The 24,331-nt window shown below is 57.7% G+C and carries 22 protein-coding genes; 7 read left to right on the plus strand and 15 right to left on the minus strand.

The features are described 5' to 3' along the window. Nucleotides 1-113: 113 nt before the first annotated feature. Together ACN0XM_RS07890 and ACN0XM_RS07895 are read right to left on the minus strand one after the other, a co-directional pair. On the minus strand, nucleotides 114-791 hold the full coding sequence (locus tag ACN0XM_RS07890) for an SIR2 family NAD-dependent protein deacylase (protein ID WP_417566379.1): 678 nt from the start codon (nucleotides 789-791) through the stop codon (nucleotides 114-116). Next, nucleotides 791-2,194 carry an FAD-binding oxidoreductase gene (locus ACN0XM_RS07895; protein WP_417566603.1) on the minus strand — a complete coding sequence of 468 codons (1,404 nt, stop codon included), beginning with the start codon at nucleotides 2,192-2,194 and terminating at the stop codon, nucleotides 791-793. The genes ACN0XM_RS07890 and ACN0XM_RS07895 overlap by 1 nt, the downstream gene beginning before the upstream one ends. A gap of 190 nt (nucleotides 2,195-2,384) precedes the next feature. Here ACN0XM_RS07895 and serA point away from each other — a divergent pair, with 190 nt between their 5' ends. Continuing rightward, a complete protein-coding gene (gene serA, locus ACN0XM_RS07900; RefSeq protein WP_417566380.1) occupies nucleotides 2,385-3,614 on the plus strand; it encodes a phosphoglycerate dehydrogenase in 1,230 nt (409 codons plus the stop codon). 70 nt (nucleotides 3,615-3,684) lie between these two features. Here the strand turns inward: serA and ACN0XM_RS07905 are convergent, their stop codons facing one another. Next, complete coding sequence (locus ACN0XM_RS07905; RefSeq protein WP_417566381.1) at nucleotides 3,685-4,341, minus strand: OmpA family protein; 657 nt, start codon at nucleotides 4,339-4,341, stop codon at nucleotides 3,685-3,687. Nucleotides 4,342-4,377: 36 nt separating this feature from the next. Beyond that, the gene (locus ACN0XM_RS07910; protein ID WP_417566382.1) at nucleotides 4,378-5,385 is read right to left on the minus strand and encodes an alpha/beta hydrolase; all 1,008 of its coding nucleotides are present in this window, start codon (nucleotides 5,383-5,385) and stop codon (nucleotides 4,378-4,380) included. A gap of 94 nt (nucleotides 5,386-5,479) precedes the next feature. On the opposite strand from ACN0XM_RS07910, the gene ACN0XM_RS07915 reads away from it, so the two are divergent. Further along, on the plus strand, nucleotides 5,480-6,373 hold the full coding sequence (locus tag ACN0XM_RS07915; protein WP_417566383.1) for an alpha/beta hydrolase: 894 nt from the start codon (nucleotides 5,480-5,482) through the stop codon (nucleotides 6,371-6,373). On the opposite strand, the gene ACN0XM_RS07920 is transcribed toward ACN0XM_RS07915, so the two are convergent. Further along, the gene (locus tag ACN0XM_RS07920) at nucleotides 6,351-6,629 is read right to left on the minus strand and encodes a GIY-YIG nuclease family protein (RefSeq protein ID WP_417566384.1); all 279 of its coding nucleotides are present in this window, start codon (nucleotides 6,627-6,629) and stop codon (nucleotides 6,351-6,353) included. The genes ACN0XM_RS07915 and ACN0XM_RS07920 overlap by 23 nt on opposite strands. Then, complete coding sequence (locus ACN0XM_RS07925; protein WP_417566385.1) at nucleotides 6,619-7,527, minus strand: DMT family transporter; 909 nt, start codon at nucleotides 7,525-7,527, stop codon at nucleotides 6,619-6,621. The genes ACN0XM_RS07920 and ACN0XM_RS07925 overlap by 11 nt, the downstream gene beginning before the upstream one ends. Nucleotides 7,528-7,697: 170 nt before the next feature. On the opposite strand from ACN0XM_RS07925, the gene dctP reads away from it, so the two are divergent. After that, nucleotides 7,698-8,804 (plus strand): TRAP transporter substrate-binding protein DctP, encoded by a 1,107-nt coding sequence (gene dctP / locus ACN0XM_RS07930; protein WP_417566386.1) that lies wholly within the window; start codon nucleotides 7,698-7,700, stop codon nucleotides 8,802-8,804. A 28-nt stretch (nucleotides 8,805-8,832) separates the two neighbouring features. Here the strand turns inward: dctP and ACN0XM_RS07935 are convergent, their stop codons facing one another. After that, a complete protein-coding gene (locus ACN0XM_RS07935; RefSeq protein ID WP_417566387.1) occupies nucleotides 8,833-9,672 on the minus strand; it encodes a 23S rRNA (adenine(2030)-N(6))-methyltransferase RlmJ in 840 nt (279 codons plus the stop codon). Between the two features lie 155 nt (nucleotides 9,673-9,827). Here ACN0XM_RS07935 and ACN0XM_RS07940 point away from each other — a divergent pair, with 155 nt between their 5' ends. After that, complete coding sequence (locus tag ACN0XM_RS07940; protein ID WP_417566604.1) at nucleotides 9,828-11,135, plus strand: MFS transporter; 1,308 nt, start codon at nucleotides 9,828-9,830, stop codon at nucleotides 11,133-11,135. 22 nt (nucleotides 11,136-11,157) lie between these two features. Here the strand turns inward: ACN0XM_RS07940 and ACN0XM_RS07945 are convergent, their stop codons facing one another. From ACN0XM_RS07945 to ACN0XM_RS07965, 5 genes are all read right to left on the minus strand, one after another. Continuing rightward, the gene (locus ACN0XM_RS07945) at nucleotides 11,158-11,523 is read right to left on the minus strand and encodes a DUF4870 family protein (RefSeq protein WP_417566388.1); all 366 of its coding nucleotides are present in this window, start codon (nucleotides 11,521-11,523) and stop codon (nucleotides 11,158-11,160) included. 68 nt (nucleotides 11,524-11,591) lie between these two features. Beyond that, nucleotides 11,592-13,232: a methyl-accepting chemotaxis protein gene (locus ACN0XM_RS07950; RefSeq protein ID WP_417566389.1), complete on the minus strand. Its 1,641-nt coding sequence runs from the start codon at nucleotides 13,230-13,232 to the stop codon at nucleotides 11,592-11,594. 217 nt (nucleotides 13,233-13,449) lie between these two features. Beyond that, a complete protein-coding gene (locus ACN0XM_RS07955) occupies nucleotides 13,450-15,474 on the minus strand; it encodes a PhoX family protein (RefSeq protein WP_417566390.1) in 2,025 nt (674 codons plus the stop codon). A 178-nt stretch (nucleotides 15,475-15,652) separates the two neighbouring features. After that, nucleotides 15,653-15,949, minus strand: a complete 297-nt coding sequence (locus ACN0XM_RS07960; protein ID WP_417566391.1) for a hypothetical protein — start codon at nucleotides 15,947-15,949, stop codon at nucleotides 15,653-15,655. A 91-nt stretch (nucleotides 15,950-16,040) separates the two neighbouring features. Beyond that, on the minus strand, nucleotides 16,041-16,292 hold the full coding sequence (locus ACN0XM_RS07965; RefSeq protein WP_417566392.1) for a hypothetical protein: 252 nt from the start codon (nucleotides 16,290-16,292) through the stop codon (nucleotides 16,041-16,043). A 182-nt stretch (nucleotides 16,293-16,474) separates the two neighbouring features. Between ACN0XM_RS07965 and ACN0XM_RS07970 the strand changes: the two genes are divergently transcribed. Beyond that, entirely contained in the window at nucleotides 16,475-17,746 is a 1,272-nt protein-coding gene (locus ACN0XM_RS07970; protein WP_417566393.1) for an alkane 1-monooxygenase, read from the plus strand. 140 nt (nucleotides 17,747-17,886) lie between these two features. Here the strand turns inward: ACN0XM_RS07970 and ACN0XM_RS07975 are convergent, their stop codons facing one another. After that, nucleotides 17,887-18,666, minus strand: a complete 780-nt coding sequence (locus ACN0XM_RS07975) for a crotonase/enoyl-CoA hydratase family protein (RefSeq protein ID WP_417566394.1) — start codon at nucleotides 18,664-18,666, stop codon at nucleotides 17,887-17,889. Further along, nucleotides 18,666-20,468: an acyl-CoA dehydrogenase gene (locus ACN0XM_RS07980; protein ID WP_417566395.1), complete on the minus strand. Its 1,803-nt coding sequence runs from the start codon at nucleotides 20,466-20,468 to the stop codon at nucleotides 18,666-18,668. Before ACN0XM_RS07980 ends, ACN0XM_RS07975 begins: the two co-directional genes overlap by 1 nt. 162 nt (nucleotides 20,469-20,630) lie before the next feature. Between ACN0XM_RS07980 and ACN0XM_RS07985 the strand changes: the two genes are divergently transcribed. Both ACN0XM_RS07985 and ACN0XM_RS07990 read left to right on the plus strand, forming a co-directional pair. Continuing rightward, nucleotides 20,631-21,626 (plus strand): GlxA family transcriptional regulator, encoded by a 996-nt coding sequence (locus tag ACN0XM_RS07985; protein ID WP_417566396.1) that lies wholly within the window; start codon nucleotides 20,631-20,633, stop codon nucleotides 21,624-21,626. A 111-nt stretch (nucleotides 21,627-21,737) separates the two neighbouring features. Further along, complete coding sequence (locus ACN0XM_RS07990; protein WP_417566397.1) at nucleotides 21,738-21,902, plus strand: hypothetical protein; 165 nt, start codon at nucleotides 21,738-21,740, stop codon at nucleotides 21,900-21,902. 63 nt (nucleotides 21,903-21,965) lie between these two features. On the opposite strand, the gene ACN0XM_RS07995 is transcribed toward ACN0XM_RS07990, so the two are convergent. Further along, nucleotides 21,966-24,020: an NADPH-dependent 2,4-dienoyl-CoA reductase gene (locus ACN0XM_RS07995; protein ID WP_417566398.1), complete on the minus strand. Its 2,055-nt coding sequence runs from the start codon at nucleotides 24,018-24,020 to the stop codon at nucleotides 21,966-21,968. Nucleotides 24,021-24,331: the final 311 nt, after the last annotated feature.

Genomic DNA, 24,331 nt, shown 5'->3' on the forward strand with positions numbered 1-24,331 from the left:
TTGAATGTCAGACCCTGTTGGCCCCACAAACATCGAGGGCACGCCATCACAAGCGTACTCTGAGTGTAGCGTATGGCTGCAAAAAGATTAAAGAACCGTCGCGGGTAGCGGGCTCAGCGCAGACTTGCGACCCAGTCAGCGGTACCCTCGCAGGCCCCCTTTCGGATCACCCGGGCCCTGGAAACCGAAGCCGGCTCCCCGGGATCGATGACAGTAATGGGCACATCCCTGTCGACTTCATAAACCAGCCCGGCCGCAGGATAAACCTGCAGAGACGTTCCCACGATCAGCAGGTGATCCGCAGTGCGGACAATCTCGGCTGCCTTGTCCAACATAGGCACTTCTTCGCCGAACCAGACAATATGAGGGCGTAACTGGGCGCCCCGCTCGCAGGTATCCCCGGGATTAATGTCCCGGTACCCGATGTCATACACCAGCTCGGGATATCGGGAACTCCGGGCCTTGGTGAGTTCGCCGTGGAGATGAATCACATTGCTGGCACCACCACGTTCGTGGAGATCGTCCACGTTCTGGGTAACCACCGTTACCCGGTAGCGCTTTTCCAACTCCGCCAGCAGGCGATGCGCCTGGTTGGGTTGTGCGGCTTTCAGCTGGCGACGACGTTCGTTGTAAAACCGCAACACCAGCGCCTGATTGCGGGCAAACGCCTCCGGCGTCGCCACATCGTAAACACTGTGCTGATCCCACAGACCGCCATTATCCCGGAAGGTGGAGAGACCGCTCTCGGCGCTGATTCCGGCGCCTGTCAGTACTACGATGTGATCCTGCATCAGTCGAAAATCTTGCCCGGGTTCATGATTCCGTTGGGGTCAAAAACCTGCTTGATTCCTTTCAGATAAGCGATTTCAGCCTCACTGCGGGTGTACTTCAGGTAGGGCTTTTTGGTCATGCCAACGCCATGCTCGGCGGAGACACTGCCCTGATAGCGCTCAACAATCTCGAACACCCACTTGTTGACCTGCTGGCACTTCTCGAAAAAGTCTTCCTTGGCCATATCCTCTGGCTTGAGGATGTTGAGGTGCAGGTTGCCGTCGCCGATATGGCCGAACCAGATGATTTCGAAATCCGGGTAATGTTCGGTGACCACCTCGTCAATTTCCTGCAGGAAACCGGGGACCTTGGACACCACCACAGAAATGTCGTTCTTGTAGGGGGTACGGGGCGCAATGGACTCGGAAATCCGCTCTCGCAGCTGCCACAGATTCTGGGCCTGGGTTTCGCTCTGGCTGATGACGCCATCAAGCACCCAGCCGTTCTCCATGCATTGCTCGAACAATCCCATGGCATCCTCCATCACCTGGTCCGAGACCGCTTCGAACTCCAGCAGCGCGTAGTAAGGCGCCTCTGTCTCGAACGGTGCCTGCACCTGGCCATGGGCCAGGACGTGGCCCATGGCCTGATGGGAAAAGAACTCGTAAGCGGTGAGGTCGATCTTCTTCTGGAAGGTCTGCAACACATCCATGGTGTTGGTCAGGTCGTTCAGGCCCAGAACCAGTACCGTGAGGTTGTCCGGCTTGCGGGCGAGTTTCATGGTGGCTTCGGTAATAAAGCCCAGGGTACCTTCCGCACCGATAAACAGGTGCCGCAGATCGTACCCGGTGTTGTTCTTTTCCAGGTCCTTGTTCAGATCAAGGATGTCGCCCTTGCCGGTCACCACTTTCAGGCCGGCAACCCAGTCCCTGCTCATGCCGTAACGGATTACCTTGATGCCGCCTGCGTTGGTAGAGAGGTTACCACCAAGCTGACTGGAACCGGCGGAAGCAAAATCCACCGGATAGTAGAGGCCGTTTTCCTCGGCAGCGTTCTGCAACTGCTCAGTCACAACGCCGGCCTGACAGCGAACCGTGCGGTCACTGGCATTGAAATCCAGGATCCGGTTCATGTTATCGAATGCCACAACCACTTCGCCGTTGGCTGCTACCGCACCGGCGCTCAGACCTGTCCTGCCGCCTGAGGGGACCAGTGCCACCTGATTTTCATTGGCGAACTTCACCAACGCCTGCACCTGCTCGGTGGTCTTCGGTAACACGATCGCCAGGGGTTTAGGCGGATAAATCCGGGTCCAGTCCTTGCCGTAGGTGTCCAGATCCGCAGGGTCGGTCAGTACTTTTCCGGGGGCATCGCCGGAAGCCATCAGGTCTTTGAGGGAAGCAATGATCTGTTCGGAATTCATGGATTCGTCGGTCTCGTCAGGTTTGGGCCGGGACATCTTGCAACAGGAATCACAGACAGTTGATTCAGGCAAACCGGCGCGCTGTGAAAGTCTGCGTTTATGGTATCATACCGCCCCTGTTCTGTGAGCCAGCCCTGACGATCACTGGCCACGGGTCATTTCACGTGACGAAAGGTTCGGAAGCAAGCCCATGTCAAATACGTCTCTTGAGAAGAGCAAAATCCGGATCCTGCTGCTGGAAGGTGTGCATCAATCTGCCATTGATACCCTGAATGCTGCGGGCTATACCAACATCGAGTATCTGACTCACTCGCTGACTGAGGAAGACCTGATTGCGAAGATTGCCGATGCGCACTTCGTCGGGATTCGCTCGCGTACTCAGCTGACCGAGAAAGTATTTGAAGCTGCCAGGAAGCTGGTGGCGGTGGGTTGTTTCTGTATCGGCACCAACCAGGTTGATCTGCAGGCGGCTACCCGTCGGGGCGTTGCCGTATTTAATGCGCCCTTCTCCAACACCCGGAGCGTTGCAGAACTGGTTCTGGCCCAGGCGATCCTGCTGCTTCGGGGCGTGCCTGAGAAGAACGCCAAGGCGCACCGCGGCGAATGGCTGAAGTCCGCCAAGGACAGCTATGAAATCCGCGGCAAAAAGCTGGGCATTATCGGCTACGGCAACATCGGCACCCAGTTCAGTGTCCTTGCCGAAGGCCTGGGCATGGACGTGTACTTCTACGACGTGGTTTCCAAGCTGTCAATCGGCAACGCCACCCAGGTGGGCACCATGCAGGAGCTGCTCAACATTGCCGATGTGGTCAGCCTGCACGTGCCCGAAACCCCGGCCACCAAGTACATGTTCAAGGCCGAGCAGTTCGCCCAGATGAAGCCGGGAAGCATCCTTATGAATGCCTCCCGTGGCACCGTTGTCGACATCGACGCCCTTGCCGACGCTCTGGGTAGCGGCAAGCTGCTGGGTGCCGCCATCGATGTGTTCCCGGTTGAACCGAAGTCCAATGATGAAGAGTTTGTCTCTCCCCTGCGGGAATTCGACAACGTCATCCTGACCCCGCACGTGGGCGGTTCAACTATTGAGGCCCAGGAGAACATCGGGCGCGAAGTGGCGGAAAAGTTGGCCATGTACAGTGACAACGGAACCTCGGTGTCTTCCGTCAACTTCCCGGAAGTTGCGCTGCCGTCACACCCCAATCAGCATCGCTTGCTGCACATTCACGAGAACGTGCCCGGCGTAATGTCCGAGATCAACCGGGTATTCTCCGAGAATGGCATCAACGTGTGTGGTCAGTACCTGCAAACCAAGGAAGACATTGGCTACGTGGTGGTTGATGTGGACAAGGCCTACGGCGAACTGGCACTGGAGAAGCTGCTCAAGGTGAAGGGCACGATTCGCTGTCGCGTTCTGTTCTGATCAGGGCCCGTAGCAATAAAAAACCGGAGCACTGACTCCGGTTTTTTATTGCCCTTTACTGCCGAACCTCTTACTGCATAGGAACGAGAGTCAGCTCAACACGACGATTCTGCTCGCGGCCGGCTGCGGTATCGTTTGATGCGATCGGATAACGCTCACCGTATCCCACTGCGCGGGTGCGCTTGGGCTCAATGCCCTGGTTCAGCAGGAAGTCCCTGACTGAGGAGGCTCGACGCTCACTGAGCAGCTGGTTGTAGCTGTCTGAGCCCGAACTGTCGGTGTGGCCCTCAATCTGGATGATGGTCTTGTCATACTCTTTCAAAACCAGAGCCACAGATTCCAGGGTTCCACTGAAAGACGATTGGATGCTGGACTCATTCAGATCAAAGGTAATATTGCCCGGCATTACCAGCTCGATCTCGTCGCCATTACGGACAACTCGAACACCGGTGCCTTCAAGCTGGCGCCGGAGTTCGGCTTCCTGCTTATCCATGTAATAACCGATGCCACCACCGATGGCCGCGCCGCCGGCCGCGCCAATCAGCGCACCTTTGCCCCGATCGCTCTTGCTTGATGTTGCTGCACCGATTGCGGCGCCGCCAATTGCGCCAATGATGCTGCCCTTGGTGGCACTCGATGTTTTCTCTTCGCCTGTGTATGGATCATAGGTCATACAACCGGCGAGACTGGTGGTTGCCAACGCAAACGCAAGAATGGTTTTTTTCACTACTTTCTCCTGTGCCTTATTATCTCAGCTGCCCCTTTAGTGAGCGTCTGGTGCCGAGTTCGTGAAGGTATCAATGATGGTATTGAATACCGTTGCCTGTAAATCCTGAGCTTCGTTCACAAGATGATGACGTCCGTCAGGGATTCTCCGTTCCTCCACAGAGGAAAATTTATTCCGGATAATACGCAGATTGTGATGCCAATCTACCGTGAGATCCTTTTCACCCTGCACCACCGTCACTGGAAAGTCGACAGGCCGGGAGGATTCAATATGCGGAACCCATTTCCGAAGAGCGCTGATCCAGTCCACATGAACCGCGCGGGCCTGGAGTGGATCGTGTTCCCGCAAAAACCTGAGGAATCGGGTGTTGCCGCTGTTCTGTGCAAACACCCGGCGCCAGCGGGACAAAAAAGGCTTTGCCAGGCTATGGAGCGTTTTGGCCCCAAGCCAGCCCATGGGCCTGATCAGTGGCGCCAGCAAGACCACCTTGCGGAAATCGGATGAGGCCTGATCGTGCTGATTGGATAACAGATAGTCGATCAGGATCGCACCACCGGTGCTCTGCCCGACCGCAAACCACGGCTCACGGACCTTGCCCCGAGCGTGCGCCATAACATCTGCCAGAACCGCCTGATACTCCAGGAAGCTTCCGATCGCCGCAGGTGTGCCGCTGGACAGGCCATGGCCCGGTTGATCATAGGCCAGCACGTCAAATCCCGCGCCAATGCATCGTTCAATCAACTGGCTGTAGAGTCCGACATGATCGAAGTATCCGTGCAGGATAAACACTGTGCCGCGGCCCGGCTTCGAGTCCGGGAGCCGGAAATAGTGCACCATAACCTCGTGACCACCCGCTTTGATATAGCCCTGATGGTAATTGACTTCCGGATGCTCAACCCAGAGATCCAGGCCGTAAAAACGGCAATAGGCGACCATCTCCTCACGGAGTTCCCGTGAGTGAGCGGGATCAAATGGTTCAAGCCTGTCCAGAAGCGAGTGTCTGTCCCAATGCGGTATTTCTATGGTATCTGTTTTCCAGTACACGTAGAGTTAAGCGCCTGTCTTGGATGAGTTATAGGTCTTCGGCCTGTAATCCTAACCTATAGCCGGCCTAACCCATAGCGAGGGAATACCACAGATGTTGCAACAGCTTCTCGAGACGGGGTTGCGCCAGACTATGAATCGTCTGGTAAAGCCAGTGCTCAACCCGGCGGTTCCGGTTCCACTCCAGAGAAGAATTGTCAGCCAGGCTTATCGCAGTTCGAGACCGCCGCGGGGCGCCCGGTTTGAAAAAGCCGTCGTCGGCGGAATACCGGCCACTCGGACAACCTGCGGAAACAACCCTCACGGAGCGGTGCTGTACCTGCACGGTGGCGGCTACATCATCGGATCCTCCACCACCCATCGTGGAATTACCGGCCATCTGGCCAAAAGCAGTGGCTGCACCGTGGTTGCGCCTGATTACCGGCTGGCGCCCGAACACCCCTTCCCCGCAGCGCTGGATGATGCGGAAGCCTGCTGGTCTGGCCTGATTGAAGAGGGTTACAGACCGGAGCAGATAGCCGTCGCCGGCGACTCGGCGGGAGGCGGACTCACTCTCGCCCTGGCCTTGCGCCTGAGAGACAAGGGGCTGCCGTTGCCGGCATCACTGACCGTATTTTCACCCTGGGTTGATCTGACCCAGGAGCACCTTTACTCGCCGGAATGTGAGCCAGTCTTGCAGCCAGCCTGGACCAGCAAGGCTGCCAGGCTATATGCCGGTAAGGAGCCGCTGAACACCCCCCTGATATCACCGGTTTTTGCCGATTTGAGTGGTCTGCCTCCATTACTGATTCAGGTGGGCAGCCAGGAAATCCTGCTGAACGACGCCGAACGGCTGGCCAGTATCGCTAAGCGGGATGTCGTTCAGACTCGGCTCGAGATATTCAATAACCTCTGGCATGTATTCCAGGTGCATAGTGGCCAGCTCGATCGCGCAACCGCTGCCATGGAAACCGTCGGGGAACACATCAAAGGTCATCTGGCAGGCTGAGCTCGCCCCGGGCAAGGGCCTCTTTCCGTGACCGGGGCCATTGTTTGACATGCCATTCCAGCTTCAAAGCCCGGCTTCGGTCTCCTGCGGCAGCGCTGAACGCCAGCTCAAGGGGGCCTTTACCCCGTAAACTCCGGGCACCCTTCGGGGTACCCGCCTGGTGCTCTTCGAAACGGCGCTCCACGTCGGTGGTGATACCCGTATAAAGCGCCCCCCGGGCAGTCCGCACCATATAGACGAACCAGTTACCCGCCATGGACAAGCACTTCCGCCCGAGCCCTTACCTTTTTCTGCTGCAGCCAGAGCCCTACCATAATCAGGACAAGGCCAATGTAGGTCGAGGGCAGAATCTGCTCACCCAGTATGAAATAGATAAAGATCAGAGACAGGAACGGAGAAATGAAAATCAGATTGCTGACCTTTGACGTATTCTCCGCTTTCTTCATGGCGTAGGACCACAGCACAAAAGCAATGCCCATCTCAAACACACCGACATAGACCGCAGCCGCCAGAGACGTTCCAGTGGCGAAGGTCAGACCTTCCGTCCACCAGCAAATCATCAGAATCACCGGCAGCCCGCACAGGAAATTCAGAAACAGGCCAACCACTGGATCCCGGGTGTCACGGGTGGCAATAATCCAGTAGGACGCCCAAACTACGGTACTGCCAAGAGCGAGGGCAACCCCGAGCGGATCCTCGAAACTCAGGGAGGTTACGGCCCCGCGGGTGGCAATCACCACCACCCCGGCATAGCAGACCAGGCCCGCCACAATATCCAGTTTGCGCAGCCGATGCCCCAGAAACGGTACCGACAGGTAGGCCAGCACCAGGGCCCAGGTATAGTTCAGCGGTTGCGCTTCCTGAGCTGGCAGCCTGTCAAAAGCCCCGAACAACAAAAAATAGTACAGGCAGGGGTTGATCAGCCCCATGCCAAAAGACTGGGCATATTGTTTCCGGCTCAGGGAAAACACCAGATGCCACCGCCCCTGGAGCACCAGGATAGTCGCCATTACAACCACCGATGCGGTGCAGGCAATCAGCAGCATCTGAACAGGCGCCAGCTCCCGCAGAGAGAGCTTGAACGCCGTTGCCACGGTGGACCATAAAAGCACCGTACCTAGGCCATACAGCATCGCCTGTTTCTGGTTTGTCATTGCCGGCCTCCTGCCGGCACAAAGATTGTCATCGCGCTTCTCCCACACCACCGAATCTGTCTCGGCGACAGTGTAATACAATCACGCTCTGTTACCCACGGCAGTGGGTGTTCTTGTGTTACCTTGTACACCAGGATCAAATAAGGATTGAGAGAACTGGAGTCCTCGTTATGCACACGTTCCATTTCAGGTTTTGGCCACTGTGCGCGGCCTTGGTATTGGCGTTGGCCGGATGCTCTGACGACCAGAATACCGACAATGGGGAATCCACTGCCAAAAGCGCGGAGCCCCCCGAATACCCCGTTACCTGGCGCTTTGCCCTGGAAGAAATTGAAGGTAGTGTGCAGCATGCCTATGCCGAGGCCCTGAAAGAGCGCATTGAGAAGCGGTCCGACGGCAAAATCCTGATGGACGTCTTTCCCTACGGATCTCTGGGGACTTCAACCCAGCTCACCGAACTGGTGCAGAATGGTTCGGTAGATCTCGCTTTCGCCTCACCCGGACACCTGGCCGACAAAGTTCCGGAAGTGGGCATTTTCACCCTGCACTTTGTTCTGCCCGAGGACACTAGCGTTACCCGCCAACTGTTGGCAAGTCCGGATCTGATCAGCCTGTTCGATCAACCCTACGCGAGTCAGAACATGAAGTTGCTGGGGTTCGTTCCGGAAGGCTGGATGGCCTGGACGGCGGATAAGGCGCTGCGCACACCGGAAGATTTTCAGGGATTCCGAATCCGGACCATGACCTCCGAAATTGCCGAAGAGGCCTATCGCGCTTACGGCGCCGAACCCAGCCAGATTCCCTATTCCCAGGTATACAGCGATCTCCAGCTGCGGAAAATTGATGGCCAGAGCAATCCTGTTTTTGCCATTGAGGAAATGGATTTTTACGAGGTTCAGAGCACCTTGACCGACGCCCGGCCGGCCCAGTTTGTTTCGTCGGTCATCTCAAATCATGAATGGTACAGCAGTCTGCCGGTGAACCAGCAGCAGTGGCTGGATAACGCCCTCAAGGATGTCGCCGAGATCGCATGGGAAACCCAGGAGGAGCTCAACCGAACACGGCTTCAGAAAATGCTGGAGGAAGCCCAGCTAAGCGTGGTTCGCCTGACCGATGAGGAGCGGGAGGCATTTCGAGCTGCCAGCATGTCGGTGCGGGATATTTATCTGGAGCGCACCGGAGAAAGCGGACAGCGGATTATGGGAACGCTGCTTCAGCTGATCGAGGAACTGGAAGCCAAAAGTCTGCAACCGGCGGATTCCGGCAACGAGGACTGAGGCAAAACTAACGTCGCTGGCGGTCGGCCTACTCTGGCACCAGCCAGTCCACGCCATGGGACAGGTGCAGGGCATCCTGCCCGGTAACGTCGTTCATCATTGCAGACAACCGGGCATCGAAGCCCCAGGGCGGATTGATCACCAGCATCCCGGATCCGGTCATGCCCCGCTCGGGTGGTGTTCGCAGGTGCACCTCACTGCACAGCACCTTGCGGACAACGGTGGCCCTGACAGCGTCTTTCAGCTGCTCCTGAAGGCCACTGCTCAGTATCGGATACCAGATAAGAAAGACCCCATGGCGGCACTTTTGCCAGGCTTTTCCCAGAGTTTCAGCCACATCCCGGTAATCGGACTTGATCTCGTAGGACGGATCAATCAATGCCAGCAGGCGAGGCTGCCTCGGGGGCAACTGCCGGATAAGGCCCGCCAGACCATCCTGCCTTAACACATGAACCCGGCCAGCGGAGGCCCAGTCCGCCAACTGTTCCCCTTCAGAGGGGTGGAGCTCAAACAGGGTCAGATCATCTTCAGACCGGAGAAAATGCCGGAACCAGGCCGGTGACCCCGGATAAACTGTCAGTTCTCCGCTTCCGGCATTGAACTGTGCCAAAACATCCAGCAATGGGCGCCAATCCTCCGATCGCAGCTGTTCCCGGGCCTTCCAGAGCCGCTGGATACCGTTGTCCGCCTCGCCCGTCTTCCGGGCTCTTTCACTGAGCAAATCATAGATGGCGCTGCCGGCATGGGTATCAAAGCAGGCAATGCCGGATTTTTTTACCTGCATCATTGCCAGAGCCAGGGTCAGCGCCGCATGTTTCTGGACATCGGCAAAGTTGCCGGCGTGGAAGGCATGTAGATAGCTCAGCATCGGGCTTCCTGTGTGGTAAGAACTCGCGCCTATTAAGCCGCAGGATGACCTGTAATACCACCCTTCCAACACACAGTGTTTAAGGGTGACAGATTCAGCTGGTATGCTCTTCCGCTCATTTTCCGGAGGGCGACCGCTTGTCCAAAAAAGAATCCATGCCCAGAAGAGAGGCCATCGAACAACTCTACAGCCTGATTGCCAACGAGGAGGACGCGCGAGTCTGCAAGGATATTCCTGCAGAAGCCTGCCATGAAGTACCCCGCAACTTCCTTCTCATTCTTGCCAGCAATGTCCTCACCAAGCTGGGGGACCTGCTGATCAGCCCGAAAACCGTGCTGGCCTGGGTGATGAGTGCCGTTGGCGCGCCTGCCCTGGTGGCCTGGCTGGTGCCCATCCGGGAATCGGGTTCCATGGTGCCGCAAATGGTCATCGGAGCCTGGGTTCGACGCAAGGCGGTGCGCAAATGGTTCTGGACCCTGGGGAGTTTCGGTCAGGCTGCCAGTGTCGTGGCCATGGCGGCGAGCATATGGTCTCTGGAGGGCTATGCTGCCGGCAGCGGCATTGTAGCTTCGCTCATCGCGTTTTCACTGGCCCGGGGATTCTGCTCGGTCGCCATGAAGGATGTTCAGGGCAAGTGCATTCCGAAAACCCGGCGCGGGCGGCTCTCCGGGTTGGCGTCCACCATCGGTGGCACAGCGACCGTGGCTCTGACAGTCCTGCTGTTCTGGGATCGGGGCGACCCAACCCTTGCCTTTTATAGCGTGCTGCTGCTTCTGGCCGCAGCGCTCTGGATCGTTGCCGGCCTGCTCTTTGCGGGCGTTGAGGAGTACGAAGGTGAGACTGGTGGCGGCGGGAATGCCATCAACGAAGCGTTCGGGAGCCTCTCTCTGCTGCGGGATGACGCTCCGTTTCGGAACTTTGTCATTACCCGGGCGTTGCTGCTCTGCTCAGCCCTGGCCTCACCGTATTTTGTGGTTCTGGCCCAGAAAGAGTCGGATATTGGTTGGATGCTGGGAATTTTCCTGCTGGCCAGCAGCCTTGCCAGCTCGCTCAGTGGCAGCTTCTGGGGCTGGGCTGCCGATACCTCAAGCCGAAAGGTGATGATCCGCGGTGCCGCCATGGCCAGCGGCGTGTGCCTGGCGGTCGGCTTTACCGCGCTCTGGGTCGGTACCGATGTCGGCAGTGTCTGGTTCTACCCGGTCGCATTCTTCGTGCTGAGTGTCGCCCACGCCGGCGTCAGGCTCGGGCGCAAAACCTATCTGGTTGATATGGCGGGTGGCAACAAGCGCACTGACTATACCGCGGTGAGCAACACCGTTATCGGCTTCCTGTTGCTCGCCACTGGCGGTCTGACGGCTCTTGTTTCAATGATCTCGGAGGTGGCCGTTATTATCATGCTCGGTCTGATGGGGCTGGCCGGGATGTTCAGTGCCATTCGCCTGAAGGAAGTGACGGAGGGTTGATGGCTGGCATCCCGCAAACCGATCAGGAAGGCGCCTTGCCCTCGTTCAGCGCCAGGGCGCCTTTTACAATGCGTACGATGATCCAGATCGAAATACCCAGAAGAATGAACCAGCCGATGATTAACGGCGTGGTAACGACTCCGATCACCGTCCAGAGCATACCAATCCAGAAGGTGCGGATCTGCCAGCGGAAATGACGCTCCACCCAGGTATTGCGCACGTCGCCCAGTTTGACGTAGTTGATAATCACGCCCACCAGACCCGTAATCCCCCCCACAAAAAACGACAGCGCCTGCAGGATATAGACCACCACCGCCAGGTTACGGGCGGGGTCTGAGCGGCGGGACACGGGGTCCGAATCGGCAGGAATAAACTCCGGTTCAGTCAAGGCAGGTCTCCTCTGGGGCAATTGACCGGAGTTTACCACAGCACGTCAGGCCGGAACGCCCAACGCGATCAGTGATTGTCCGGACGGTAGCCAAGTCGGAAGCCGCCCCAGTGCTTGCCATTCACATGGATGGGCACGGACAGGTCGTGCATGATCTCGCCGGTATCCCGCCGGTAGGTTTGCAGCAGCATGTTTTCGGTGTGGGTGCCACAACGGATGCCAGTCCGGTCATTGAACAGCCGCTTGCTGCGGCTCTTGACCAGATCCACCTTCGGATCCCCGGTCGGGGCATGGGCGAAGTCCCGGTTGTGAGTGGGCACGTAGCCATCCGGCGCCGCAGAGATAGCAAAGACAATCGCCTCATGGGCATTCTTGACCTGCTCCTGAACCGTGGGCAAGTACTGGTCGGTGAACTTGTCGAAACTGCTGGAGTACTTGGGCGGATGAGTATTCTGGATGGGTGTTCGTTTCTTGTCGAACAGAGCGCTCTCGGACAGTTTGCCGTCGCGAATGGCCTGCTCGAACAGCTGGCCAATCTGGTCGGCACCGGCCCGGGCCTGGTCATAGAACGGACGGTGATAGCTCGCCTCGCTGTTCAGCGCGAAGGAGGCATTGGCCTGTTCCGCCAGCTCCATCAATGTGGCGGCCTGCTCTGCCAGGGACGCCACACTGGAATCGCTCTCGGAAATCTGGTCTCGCACGGTTTCGATGGCTGAGAACACCTGCGCGAGACTCTGTTCGTTGTTCTGGTCAATCTCGGCAATTCGGGCGACCTGCTGTTGAACCCGGTCAGACTGGTCCCGGATCTGCTCCAGTCGCTCACCCACGCTTTCCACGGAAGTCAGCCCTTCCTCGACACTGCGAGCCAAATCTTCAATGCGGGACACGATCAGCGTGGTATCTGACCGAATTTCCTCAAGGGTTGCTGCCACTTCACCGGTCGCCTGAGCTGTGCGGCCCGCCAGTTGGCGAACCTCATCGGCCACCACCGCAAATCCTCGACCCTGATCGCCCGCACGGGCCGCCTCGATGGCCGCGTTGAGCGCAAGAAGATTGGTTTGCTCGGCGATCCCCTGGATAGTGGTGGTCACGCCCTGAATCTTGTTGGACTTCTCGTTCAGCTCCTGAATCAACCGGAGATTCTCGCCGGACTGCTGGTGTACCGCTCGAACACTGTCGATGGCCGAGTTCAGCGCTTCGCGCCCCTCGATACTGACCTGTTTGTTCTGCAAAGCCATTGTGGCAGCATCGGTCGCCTGCTCGGAGGACTCCCGGACGGTCTCGGTAATCTGGCCCGCGTAATCGGCCATCTGCGCGGTTTCTTCCACCTGACGGTCCAGCCGAATCTTGAGCTGGTCCGCGGCAAAAGATACCTGGGCGGCGGAAATGGCATTCCTGTCGGCACTGCCCGAGAGGGTTTCCACCAGGGCACGCCCGGCTTTTGCCTCGGAGAGCAGCTGACGGCACTGGGCCTGTAGCGGATGATCCTCTGCCAGGGTGCCATTATTCAGAGCCTTGAGACCCCGCTCAGTCGGCTCCAGCACCTGGACAATCAGAAACCCGCCGGCGGCCACCAGGCCCACCACCAGCCCGATCAATATCGATGCGGCATCAAGACCTAACAACGGCGCCACCCCTGCACAAATGATCCCGAGAATAACGGCACCCGCAATCCCCCATAGAACTGAAGCCCGATCCAATAACCCCATAGCCACCTCGTATTTATCGTTGCTTCTGCAATCATTTTGTTATTTAAGGCCATCGCGGAGACTAAAGAATTGATGTGAGTTAATAACTCATACTTTAGTTTATTTGTCCTGCTTATCGGCAGGGAAAGGCGTTTCTGAAACAAAAAACCGCAAACCCGACTCACTCTGTTACCGAGTGGGCCGGGTTTGCGGTGTTCAGGCAATCCTCTGTGCGGGATCAGGCGCCGATAACACCCCCATCGTCACGGGTGACGATGACGGTGGCATCACGCGGACGCGGATCGCTGGCATCAGGCCAGTTACCGTCCGGGTGCTGGATGTTGACAAACAGGGTCTTCACATCCGGTGTGGAAACGACTCCCGTCACCTCACATCCCTGGGGACCTACGAAGAAACGTTTGATTTCGCGGGTCTCCGGGTTTGCGGCCAGCATCATGTTGTTCTGGTAGGGCGCGGCGTCTGAACCGTCAGTCTGAATCCAGAGGCGACCGTTGTAGTCAAACCACAGGCCGTCCGGGCTGTTGAAGATGTTGTCATCGGTCAGGGATACAATAACCTCGCCATCAACCACTGTTTCGGTACCCTGCTCTCCAGCGAACACGAAGATGTCCCAGTCGAAGCTGGTGGCACTGTGATCGTTGCCTTCCTCGCTCCAGCGAATGATGTGGCCGGTATTGTTGAGTTCATTCGGGTTCGCAGCATTGACGCCTTCGAAGCCTGGCTTACCGCGATTAGAGTTATTGGTAAGCGTGAAATACACCTGCCCGGAGTTCGGGTCGACAGCCCCCCATTCGGGACGATCCATGGTTGTTGCGCCAGCAATGTCCGCGGCCAGCCGGGAATTTAGCAGAACGTCCGCCTGATTTTCGAAACCACTGAAGGCCACATCACCAACCGTCGTCCCTAAAGCGGCATCAACCCTGGCTTTGAAATCCGCGTTTTCCAGATCCAGCGGCAGCCAGTCTCCGGAACCATCGTCGTTGAATTGGGCCACGTACAGGGTGCCCTCATCCAACAGATAGCCACCGGCAGTCGCCGCATAGTACGGCTTCGAAGAGACGAACTTGTAGATGTACTCGAAGCGGGAATCGTCCCCTGAGTAGCAAACCACAGGCTGACCCTCTTTGACGGGCGCAAAAATCACGCCCTCATGGCCAAATCGGCCCAGGGCGGTACGCTTTTGAGGCTTGCTTTCAGGGGTAAACGGATCGATCTCGACCATGTAGCCATAGGTATTGGCTTCGTTGCGGTAATCATCGGCTGCCGTCGCACCAATCGTGCTTACATTGAACCGAACATATTGGTCATCGCCACTGTCTGCCAGCTCCCAGTCGTAGCGGCTGGAGCTTCCCACGCCATGGCGAATCTGTTCTCGCGGCTGGGTGACATCGCCATTGGCAAAGTAGCCATGCCAGTTTTCTTCTGCGGTAAGATAGGTGCCCCAGGGTGTCGGGCCCATGGAGCAGTTGTTCAGGGTGCCGCGGGTCTCGGTGGCATCAGGGCTGTACTTGGTAATCAGCTTGCTGTAACCGCGAACCGGACCACGGATATCCATTTCCGTATTACCGGTAATGCGGCGATTGAAGGGGCTTCCAAACACCACATCCCATTTGCCACTGCTATCGCGTTTGATATGAACCACGGACACACCGTGAGCCGCAACTTCCTTACGAACCTCATCGGCGGGCCGGAAACCACCGTTATCAGCGGCACTGGTCGGACCATTGGCGTGCAAAGCGCCCTGATTGATGTATTCATGGTTCATTACCAGAAGACCTTCGGTCGAACTGTTGCCGCCAGCCTTCTGGTCGATCGGGAAGAAGTGCATGCCGTCGTGATGCATGCCAACCTGCTGCTCCTGATCGGCACCGGTATTGGTTCCGTCTGCGCGGTAGGCGGGGTACGAGCCGGTAATGGGAGTGCCCCAGGGCAGGAATGCCTCAGATGAATAGCCTTCTGGAACAACCACTTCATTGGCAGAGGACGTTGCGACGGCTTTGAACCCGAGATCGGTGGTCGCGACGTTACCGCTCGTCGCAGGGCTGGCATCGTCATCGCTGCCACAGGCTGCCAGTCCCAAACCCATCACGCTGGCAAGGGCAGCGCCTACGCTACCTTTCATCACAGTACGGCGTTGCATGCGCGCGGCGAGAACCTGATGAAAAGGCGTGTTGTCGGAATGGTTAACTACCGGCTCGTAGTTGGGATCCAGGTAATTGGGGTCAAGGTCGTGCTTCGCCATGATAATGCCTCTCTCAAAGAACAGCGGGTCAATGTTGATGAGAGGACAGTTTCGGCGGGAAATATGACAGTACGCGTACGTTTAAAAGACAAAGCCGTTAACATTCTCTTACAGAGCACGGCTGAAACATGCTGACCGCCCCTAAGACAGGATGCTGCGGGGCGGTCAGGGCAATCATTTACTGCTGCGTGGCGTCATTGTAGCCTTCTTCCATGGCGTCACCCGCCTCCTCTGCGGCGTCACCCATTTCATCAGCCGCATTTTCCGCGCCCTGCTGCATTTCACCAACAGCACCATCGGCCTGTCCGGTGGCTTCTTCATACGTCTCTTCGACAGACTCTCCGGCCTCTTCCATCATATCGCTGGCATTATCAGCAGCCTTTTCGACATCCACCCCTTCGTTGTCTTCGGAGCTGCAGGCGGCAAGGCCCAGTGTCACAACCATCAAAAGCGCACTCAGCGTGAGCTTGTTCATACCATATCCCTCTGTTGGTAAGTATTTACAACGCGAAACAGGGTACGGCGAGGCCCGGCCTGAAGGCAATTACCGGGTGATTACCCTTTGGTTAGCCAGCGGTGTCCGCCAACAGCCGGCCATTAATGGTGATGACGTGATCGAACGGGAGCATGGTACCTCGACCGAGTAGCAGAAAGTCCTGCCCGGCGCGGCTGCAAAGATCGCGAATGACATCGTGCACCGTGCATATCTGGCCGGCACTGTCCCGGTAGACCACCTCAGTCAGCTGCCCTGAACCCAAATACTCCCGAAGCATGCCCTGAACTGAATACGAAGCCGTCATGGAGGATAAATTTGGCATGCCTGATTCTTCCCAGTCGTCAAGCTTTTGTTATCTCCGAAGTCTGGCTCAGAAAACGGGATTTCGCCAAGAGAATGATATTTGTCATTTTGCGCCAAGCTGTTCCGACACTCCTGAAGATTGTTGCATTGCAAGATTGTCCGACATAAATTGCAGTTAAGCGCATCGAATGGGAGAGAACAATGAATGCCAAGACCCGTGACATTCTGGAATCGCACCAAATGGCTTCGCCGGCAGACGCTGCCTCAACCAGCAACTGGAAGGATCCGAAGCGGTACATGTGGCTGATGGGGCCAGCTCTGCCGGGCATCGGACTCGCCGCCCTGACCGGCTACGCCCTGGCCCCAAAAAAACTCAAGGCGCTGGCCTGGACCGGGCCCGCGTTGGTGCACGGCATAATCCCGGCCCTGGACCGGGCCGCTGGCGAAGACCAGAGCAACCCGCCGGAATCCGCCGTGAAGACGCTGGAACAGGACAAGTACTACGACCGGATCGTGAAGGCCTTTATTCCGACCCAGTACGCCATGACCTTTTTGGGTGCCTGGCTGGCCAGCCGGAAGAATACGCCTCTGGACGATAAAATTGGTCTGACGCTTACCGTCGGCGCCATCAATGGTGTCGGCATCAATACCGCTCATGAACTGGGCCATAAATCTAACAAGCTGAACAAGCTGTTGGCGATGGCCGCTCTGGCACCTACCGGGTATACCCACTTTGTTGTCGAGCACAACTTTGGCCATCACAAGCGGGTCGCGACACCGGAGGATCCGGCCAGCAGCCGGATGGGCGAGAGTTTCTGGAAGTTCCTGCCACGCACTGTGATGGGTGGTATCAAGTCATCAATCAGGATTGAGAAGGGGCGGCTTGAGCGCAAAGGTAAGGGCTTCTGGAGTCTGGACAATGAGTTGCTCCAGGGCTGGGCCATGAGCGCGGGGTTCTTTGGCGCGACGACCCTGGTTTGCGGACCCCGAGCTTTGCCATTCCTGGCGGCACAGGCGGTGTATGGCGCGAGCTTGCTGGAGAGTGTGAATTACATTGAGCACTATGGCCTGCTGCGCCAGAAGGACAAACATGGCAAGTACGAGCGCACCCAGCCGGAGCACAGCTGGAACAGCAATCATATTGTGACCAATCTGTTCCTGTATCAGCTGCAGCGGCATTCGGACCACCATGCCCACCCGCAGCGCAGCTTCCAGGCTTTACGCCACTTTGAGAAGGCGCCTCAGTTGCCGGGTGGTTATGCGTCGATGCTGCTGCCGGCGTACCTGCCACAGTGGTGGTATGAAACCATGGATAAGCGGGTGATTGATCATTACGAGGGCGATCTGAGCAAGATCAACTGGGATCCGGACCGGAAAGAGGAGCTGATGGCCAAGTATGCGGATTACGCGGCAGATGTGGCTGCCGAGACGAAGGCTCGGCGGGAAAATTCAGTTCCGGAGGAAGCTGTCTGAGAAATGCGCTTGCGTGCCGGCGGGCAACTGGCCCCTTCTCCCGGGACACGCTGTGAATACGTCCATGTAGGCTTGAGTGCAGCATCCCTGCTGCACACAGTCCCGGGAGAAGGGGCCAGTCGCCCGCTCATAGCTCGGTGCTACCTTCCTTTGAAAACAGCCACTCTCCTTTCGAGAAAAGACTGGAGGCCTTCCTTCACATCCTCGCTCGCCATAACCGGCTGCAAATCCGGAAACAACCGTTGCTTCGCCACTTCCTGCCCTTCGCTGACCGCGATCTTCGAGGACTTCAGACTACCTTGAACACCCAGCGGGGCGGCCTTTGCAATCTTCTCGGCAATGTCCAGCGCGACGTTGAACTGCTCGCCCGGCTCTACCAATTCCTGGATCAGGCCCCATTGGTAGGCTTGATCCGCCGACCATTCGTCGCCGGTGAGCAGGTATCGCTGGGCATTGCCCCAGCCGATTTCCCGTTGCAGACGGATGGTGGCGCCGCCACAGGCGAAGATGCCGCATTTTACTTCCAGTTGGGCGAAGCGCGTGCCTTTAGCCGCGACGCGAACATCGGTGTTAAGCATCATTTCGACGCCGCAGGTGAAGCAGATGCCCTGGGCGGCGAAGACGACCGGCTTGCTGAGGCCTTCACCGGTAATGTGGAACGGATCCAGCTCGCCCTCGCCGGGCTCAATGCCTTTGCCACTGGCAAACACCCCGGCCCAGTCGTCCAGTTGCAGGCCGCTGGTAAAGTGGTCGCCTTCGGCGTACATCAGACCGACCCGCAAATCCGGGTCATGCTCCAATTGGTGATAGGCCGCTGCGATCTGATGGTACATTTCGCGGTTCATAGCGTTCATTTTTTTCGGGCGGTTTAACCCGATGAGCAGGATGTGGTTTTTCTTTTCAACGTTAACCAGGGCCATCAGAACCACTCCGTCTTCATGTTGAGGCAGGTGTCGTCCTGGTTCCGCAGCAAGACGAGGTCCTGAGCCACGGTCGGCAACTCCCAGTGGAAGAAGTACTGCGCGGCCTGAAGCTTGCCCTGGTAGAAATTGCGTTCGTCATCGCTGTTGGCCGAACCGAGAGCGTGGGAGGCCGCATTTGCCTGGCGCAGCCACATCCAGGCGACCACGATGTGCCCGAACAGGTGAAGGTAACAGGAGGCGTTGGCGAGGCTTCTGTCGATTTCGCCGCCCATCAGGGATTTGCCCAGGCTCTGGGTAACTTTTACCGCCTGCTGCAGGGTTTCGCTTAATGAGAGTGCCCACTGCTGGCAGCGATCTGTGGTGGCGGCCTCCAGATCTACCTGCATTTCCTGCATCAGCAATTGCAGGCCGTGGCTTTGGTCCTGCCAGATTTTGCGGCCCAGCAGGTCCAGGGCCTGGATGCCGTTGGTGCCTTCGTGGATGGGATTCAGGCGATTGTCGCGCCAACACTGCTCTACCGGGTATTCGCGGGTGTAGCCTGCACCGCCATAAACCTGAATGGCCAGATCGTTCGCCTTGGGGCCGTATTCCGAAGGCCAGGCCTTGATCACCGGGGTGAGCAAGTCCAGCAGTTTGCCAGCTTCCCGACGCTTCTGATCGTCCGGGTGAGTGTGCTGGTCGTCCATCAGCCGCGCGCCATACAGGCAGAGGGCAAGACCACCTTCGCTGTAAGCTTTCTGGGCCAGCAACATGCGCCGCACATCGGCGTGCTCAATGATGGGCACCTGGGGAGATTCCGGGTTCTTTTCACCGGCCTTGCGGCCCTGCAAGCGGTCTTTGGCGTATTCCAGGCTGTGCATGTAGCCGCGATAACCAATCACCGCCGCACCAAAGCCCACGCCAACCCGGGCTTCGTTCATCATCTGGAACATGTATTTCAGACCCTGATGGGGTTCGCCAACCAGGTAACCGTGGCAGGGGGCGTCGTCGCCGAAACTCAAGGCGGTGGATGTCGTGCCACGGTAGCCAAGTTTGTGAATCAGGCCAGCGAGGCTGACGCCGTTGCGCTCTTTGGGATTACCCTCGTCGTCTACCAGGAACTTGGGGACGATGAACAGGGAGATGCCCTTCACACCCGCCGGAGCGCCTTTGATCTTGGCCAGCACCATATGGACGATGTTGTCGGTGATTGACTGTTCGCCGCCGGAAATATAGATCTTGGCACCTTTGATCAGGTAATGCCCTTCGTCAGTGGGCGATGCCGAGGTGCGAATATCCGCCAGGGAGGAACCGGCGTGGGGTTCAGTAAGAGCCATGGTGCCGCTGAAGCGGCCGCTGAGCATGTACGGCAGGAAGGTGGTTTGCTGCTGTTCGTTGCCGAATACGCGGATGAGGTTGGCCGCAGCAGTGGTCAGGAACGGGTAACCCGCGGTTCCGGGGTTGGCGGCGGTGAAGAAGCCGTTGCAGGCAGCCATAACCGACTCCGGTAACTGCATTCCACCCAGGGCGTAGTCATCGCGCCCGGCGATGAAGCCTGCTTCGGCGTATGCATCGAAGGCTTCTTTGACCTGCGGGAGCATTTCGATCTGGCCGTTAATGAACCTGGGTTCGTCCTTGTCGGCGGCGCTATTGTGAGTGGCGAACTTTTCCCGGGCCATCTTGTCGGCGGTTTCGATGACGGCGTCGAAGGTGTCGCGGTTGTGTTCGCTGAAACGTTCCCGGGTGGTGAGGTTTTCGGTATCGAGGACTTCATAAAGCTGGAACGCCAGGTCGCGGCGGTCGATCAGGGTGTCGGTCATTCTTGGTCTCCTGTTTGTAGCCGATAGCCTCTCATACCTTGTTTTCTTGGGAAACCGGCGTTTATGACATAATCATGGTGATTCTCGCCACTTCCGGCTTACCACTGCATTAATCAGGTGTTCGCCGGCGGCCCTCCTTCCACATACTACTTCGGGGTTTGTATGCGAACAGTGTCTATCATTGGCTTTGATGGCGCTTTGGCCAGTGCCATTACCGGCATCATCGATCTGTTTCGGCTGGCCGGGGTTACCTGGGCCCGGATTAACGGCCAGATGCCTGAACCGGAGTTCACCACTCGGCTGCTCACCAGGGATGGCTCGCCCTGCTGTTGCATCAATGGCCTGACGATTCAGTCGGATGGAGCCTGGAACGAGCCTCATCGATCCGGCAACGGGAGCGACCTTGTCATCATTCCGACCATTGGCGGGCGGATCGATCGGGTGCTCGCAGAGAATGCGGAACTGATTAACTGGCTGGGTCGTTTTCAATCATCAGATTCTGGCCGGGTTCGCGTGGCGAGCAACTGCACGGGCGCTTTCATGCTGGCGGAGGCCGGTTTACTGGATGGGCGGCAGGCGACGACTCACTGGGGGTTCAGCAACCAGTTTCGGCAGCGTTATCCGGCAGTGGACCTGCAGTCGGACAAGCTGGTGACGGTGGACGGGCACGTTGCCTGCGCCGGGGGCGGGATGGCCTGGTGGGATCTGGGGGTGTACCTGGTGGAGCGTTATGCCGGGGCGAAGGTGGCGCGAGAGTTGGCGAAGGCGTTTGTGATTGATGCGGGCCGCACCAGTCAGGCGCCATACAGTGCCCTGCAGGCTCGTCGGTACCATTCGGATGCCGCCATCCTCAGGCTGCAGGACTGGCTCGATGGCCATTACAGTCAACCGGTCAATCTGCACTTTCTGGCCTCGTTAAGCGGCCTGACTGAGCGTTCGCTGATTCGCCGATTCAAGGCGGCCACAGGGGATACTCCCACCGGGTACCTGCAAGTTCTGCGGATTGAGGCGGCCAGGCAGCACCTGGAAAACTCCCGGGCGGCGGTTGAGGAGGTTACCCGGTTAGTGGGCTACGACGACGTCAGTTCCTTCAGCCGCCTGTTCAGGAAACACACCGGTCTGGCGCCCGGGGTTTACCGCTCGAGATTTGGGCGCTGATGCTGGCAGAACTGCTTTGTGGCGCGAGTTATGCTTAGAATCTTCCAGAAGGCCAGTTTCCGGCCGGCAACGTAAAGAATACCGACAGGGGACGCTATGGGGAGGTCCGCCATGAACGCACCAATGAAACAAAGCCAGGCAGACATTCTCAGCCGGCTATATGATATGAAGCGTAAACAGATCGAAAACGCCCTCCAGCAGGGCAACAGCTTTCGCTGCCAGGTCCTTGAAGCAGAAGCCGAGGCTATTTCAAGCGCGCTGAAATCCATTCGGTAGCCACTTGTCCAAACTGGCTACTGACTGACACTTCTGGTCACCTGTTGCCGTCTTCTGGCATCGTCATATGGCTGCTGCCACTTCGGTGCCTTGACGGATAGCACGTTTTGCATCGAGCTCCTCAGCGACATCCGCGCCGCCAATCAGGTGCACTTTCACGCCAGAATCCGAGAGCTGGTCGAAAAGTTCCCGACAGGGTTCCTGACCTGCGCAGATGATCACATTATCCACGGGCAACACCATGCTCTCCTGAGCCTTGCCATCTTTATCGGTCAAGGTAATGTGAAGGCCGTTGTCATCGATGCGGTCGTAGCGACAGCCCCGGAGCATTTCAACATCCCTGTGCTTCAGACTATTTCGGTGAACCCAGCCCGAGGTCTTGCCCAGTCCCCCACCGACCTTGCTGGTCTTTCGTTGCATCAGGTAGATTTTCCGTGGCGATGGCGTCGGTTGGCGTTCGACCAAACCACCCGGGCCTTCAAACTCGGGGTTAACGCCCCACTCCGCCTGCCAGTCGGCGACACTGACCTGCTCACCTTCCGAATGATGGCGGATATCGTGAGCCAGGAATTCACTGACATCAAAACCAATGCCACCAGCGCCAATAACCGCCACCGTCCTTCCGACCGGCTTGTTGTGACGGAGAACATCGAGGTAGCCGAGAACTTTCGGATGGTCGATGCCATCAATATTCGGTGTTCTTGGCTTCACGCCGGTAGCGATAATGACATCGTCAAACTCCTCCACCGTCAGTGAGGTCTCGTCAACGCGTGTATTGAGCTTCAAGTCAATTCCGAGAAGCTCGATCTGACGCCGGAAATAACGCAGAGTCTCGAAGAATTCTTCCTTGCCCGGAATCCGCTTGGCGTAGTTGAATTGGCCGCCGATCCTGTCGTCGGCTTCGAACAGGGCCACCTTGTGGCCGCGTCTTGCAGCCGTTGTGGCCGCAGCCAGCCCGGCAGGGCCAGCACCAACCACGGCAATCCGACGCGCCACAGGAGCCACGGTAAGCACCAATTCCGTCTCGTGGCAGGCCCTCGGGTTCACCAGACAGGAGGCCCGCTTAGCCTGGAATACGTGGTCAAGGCAGGCCTGGTTGCAGGCGATGCAGGTATTGATCTCATCGCTGCGGCCCTGTTCAGCCTTACGCACAAATTCGCTGTCCGCGAGCAATGGACGGGCCATGGAGACCAGGTCCGCCTTGCCGGCAGCAAGAATCTCCTCCCCTTTCTCAGGCGTGTTGATGCGGTTTGTGGTGCATAAAGGGATACCCACCTCGCCGTAGAACTTGGCGGTTACGTCGGCAAAGCCACCTCGCGGCACAGACGTCACAATGGTGGGAACACGTGCTTCGTGCCAGCCAATGCCGGTGTTGATAATGGTTGCGCCCGCCTGTTCGATCGCTTTGCCCAGCGTGACAATCTGGTCCCAGGTCTGGCCGCCCTCCACCAGGTCCAGCATGGACAGCCGGTAGATAATGATGAACTCCGGGCCAGCCGCTTCACGCATACGCCGGACAATTTCCACGGGCAGACACATGCGGTTCTCATAGGGCCCGCCCCACTTATCCGTGCGTTTATTGGTCCGTTCGCACAGGAACTGGTTGATGAAATAGCCCTCGGAACCCATCACCTCAACGCCGTCATAACCCGCAAATTTCGCCAATTTTGCGCTATTGACGAAATCGTTGATCTGTCGCTCAACACCTTTTGTCGACAAGGCACGGGCCGTGAATGGGCTGATCGGAGCTTTAGTGGCAGAGGCGGAGACAATCAGCGGCTGGTAGCCGTAGCGCCCTGCATGCAATAACTGCAGGCAGATCTTGCCGCCGGCTTCATGGACAGCCCCCGTGACATGGCGATGAAGCAGAGCCGTCGCCCGGTTGTTCATCGTCGAGGACAAGGGTGCCAGTTGCCCGGCGAAGTTGGGCGAGAAGCCGCCAGTTACCATGAGACCCACCCCCCCTTCGGCCCGTTCCGCGAAATAACGGGCCAACTTGTGGATGTTCCAGAACCGGTCTTCCAAACCTGTATGCATTGAACCCATTAATATCCGGTTTTTCAGTTCGGTAAAGCCAAGATCGAGTGGTTTCAGCAGGTTGGGATACGTTGCGCTCATGGGACTCTCTCAAAGAGTATTTATGTGAAGTATACACTTGATCAATAGCAAGTTGACTTGACCTTCCGGACGGGCCACGTATCATCGGGCTTCAAGTTTTACTGACGGAGCAACCATGACCGCAAGGTCCTGCGGCTGCAATAGTATTATCCGCCCACCTGTTATCGCTGACATCGCGCGGCATCGGGGACGTCTTCCGTACTTCCCGGACCCGCCCGTTTCCTGCTGATCCACCTCACCGTCCCCTCCGTAATGGCACCGGAACACGTTATGCAGGGACGCTGGCAGGAGACTAGACTCAGGCAAACATG

It is taken from the genome of Marinobacter sp. (assembly GCF_048269445.1).
Lineage (GTDB): Bacteria > Pseudomonadota > Gammaproteobacteria > Pseudomonadales > Oleiphilaceae > Marinobacter.

Bases quoted from the DNA above. Each gene is read 5' to 3' on its own strand.
- ACN0XM_RS07890 (WP_417566379.1), bottom strand. From the start codon at position 791: ATGCAGGATCACATCGTAGTACTGACAGGCGCCGGAATCAGCGCCGAG.
- ACN0XM_RS07895 (WP_417566603.1), bottom strand. From the start codon at position 2,194: ATGAATTCCGAACAGATCATTGCTTCCCTCAAAGACCTGATGGCTTCC.
- serA (WP_417566380.1), top strand. From the start codon at position 2,385: ATGTCAAATACGTCTCTTGAGAAGAGCAAAATCCGGATCCTGCTGCTG.
- ACN0XM_RS07915 (WP_417566383.1), top strand. From the start codon at position 5,480: ATGTTGCAACAGCTTCTCGAGACGGGGTTGCGCCAGACTATGAATCGT.
- ACN0XM_RS07920 (WP_417566384.1), bottom strand. From the start codon at position 6,629: ATGGCGGGTAACTGGTTCGTCTATATGGTGCGGACTGCCCGGGGGGCG.
- ACN0XM_RS07925 (WP_417566385.1), bottom strand. From the start codon at position 7,527: ATGACAAACCAGAAACAGGCGATGCTGTATGGCCTAGGTACGGTGCTT.
- dctP (WP_417566386.1), top strand. From the start codon at position 7,698: ATGCACACGTTCCATTTCAGGTTTTGGCCACTGTGCGCGGCCTTGGTA.
- ACN0XM_RS07935 (WP_417566387.1), bottom strand. From the start codon at position 9,672: ATGCTGAGCTATCTACATGCCTTCCACGCCGGCAACTTTGCCGATGTC.
- ACN0XM_RS07940 (WP_417566604.1), top strand. From the start codon at position 9,828: ATGCCCAGAAGAGAGGCCATCGAACAACTCTACAGCCTGATTGCCAAC.
- ACN0XM_RS07950 (WP_417566389.1), bottom strand. From the start codon at position 13,232: ATGGGGTTATTGGATCGGGCTTCAGTTCTATGGGGGATTGCGGGTGCC.
- ACN0XM_RS07955 (WP_417566390.1), bottom strand. From the start codon at position 15,474: ATGGCGAAGCACGACCTTGACCCCAATTACCTGGATCCCAACTACGAG.
- ACN0XM_RS07960 (WP_417566391.1), bottom strand. From the start codon at position 15,949: ATGAACAAGCTCACGCTGAGTGCGCTTTTGATGGTTGTGACACTGGGC.
- ACN0XM_RS07965 (WP_417566392.1), bottom strand. From the start codon at position 16,292: ATGCCAAATTTATCCTCCATGACGGCTTCGTATTCAGTTCAGGGCATG.
- ACN0XM_RS07970 (WP_417566393.1), top strand. From the start codon at position 16,475: ATGAATGCCAAGACCCGTGACATTCTGGAATCGCACCAAATGGCTTCG.
- ACN0XM_RS07975 (WP_417566394.1), bottom strand. From the start codon at position 18,666: ATGGCCCTGGTTAACGTTGAAAAGAAAAACCACATCCTGCTCATCGGG.
- ACN0XM_RS07980 (WP_417566395.1), bottom strand. From the start codon at position 20,468: ATGACCGACACCCTGATCGACCGCCGCGACCTGGCGTTCCAGCTTTAT.
- ACN0XM_RS07985 (WP_417566396.1), top strand. From the start codon at position 20,631: ATGCGAACAGTGTCTATCATTGGCTTTGATGGCGCTTTGGCCAGTGCC.
- ACN0XM_RS07990 (WP_417566397.1), top strand. From the start codon at position 21,738: ATGAACGCACCAATGAAACAAAGCCAGGCAGACATTCTCAGCCGGCTA.
- ACN0XM_RS07995 (WP_417566398.1), bottom strand. From the start codon at position 24,020: ATGAGCGCAACGTATCCCAACCTGCTGAAACCACTCGATCTTGGCTTT.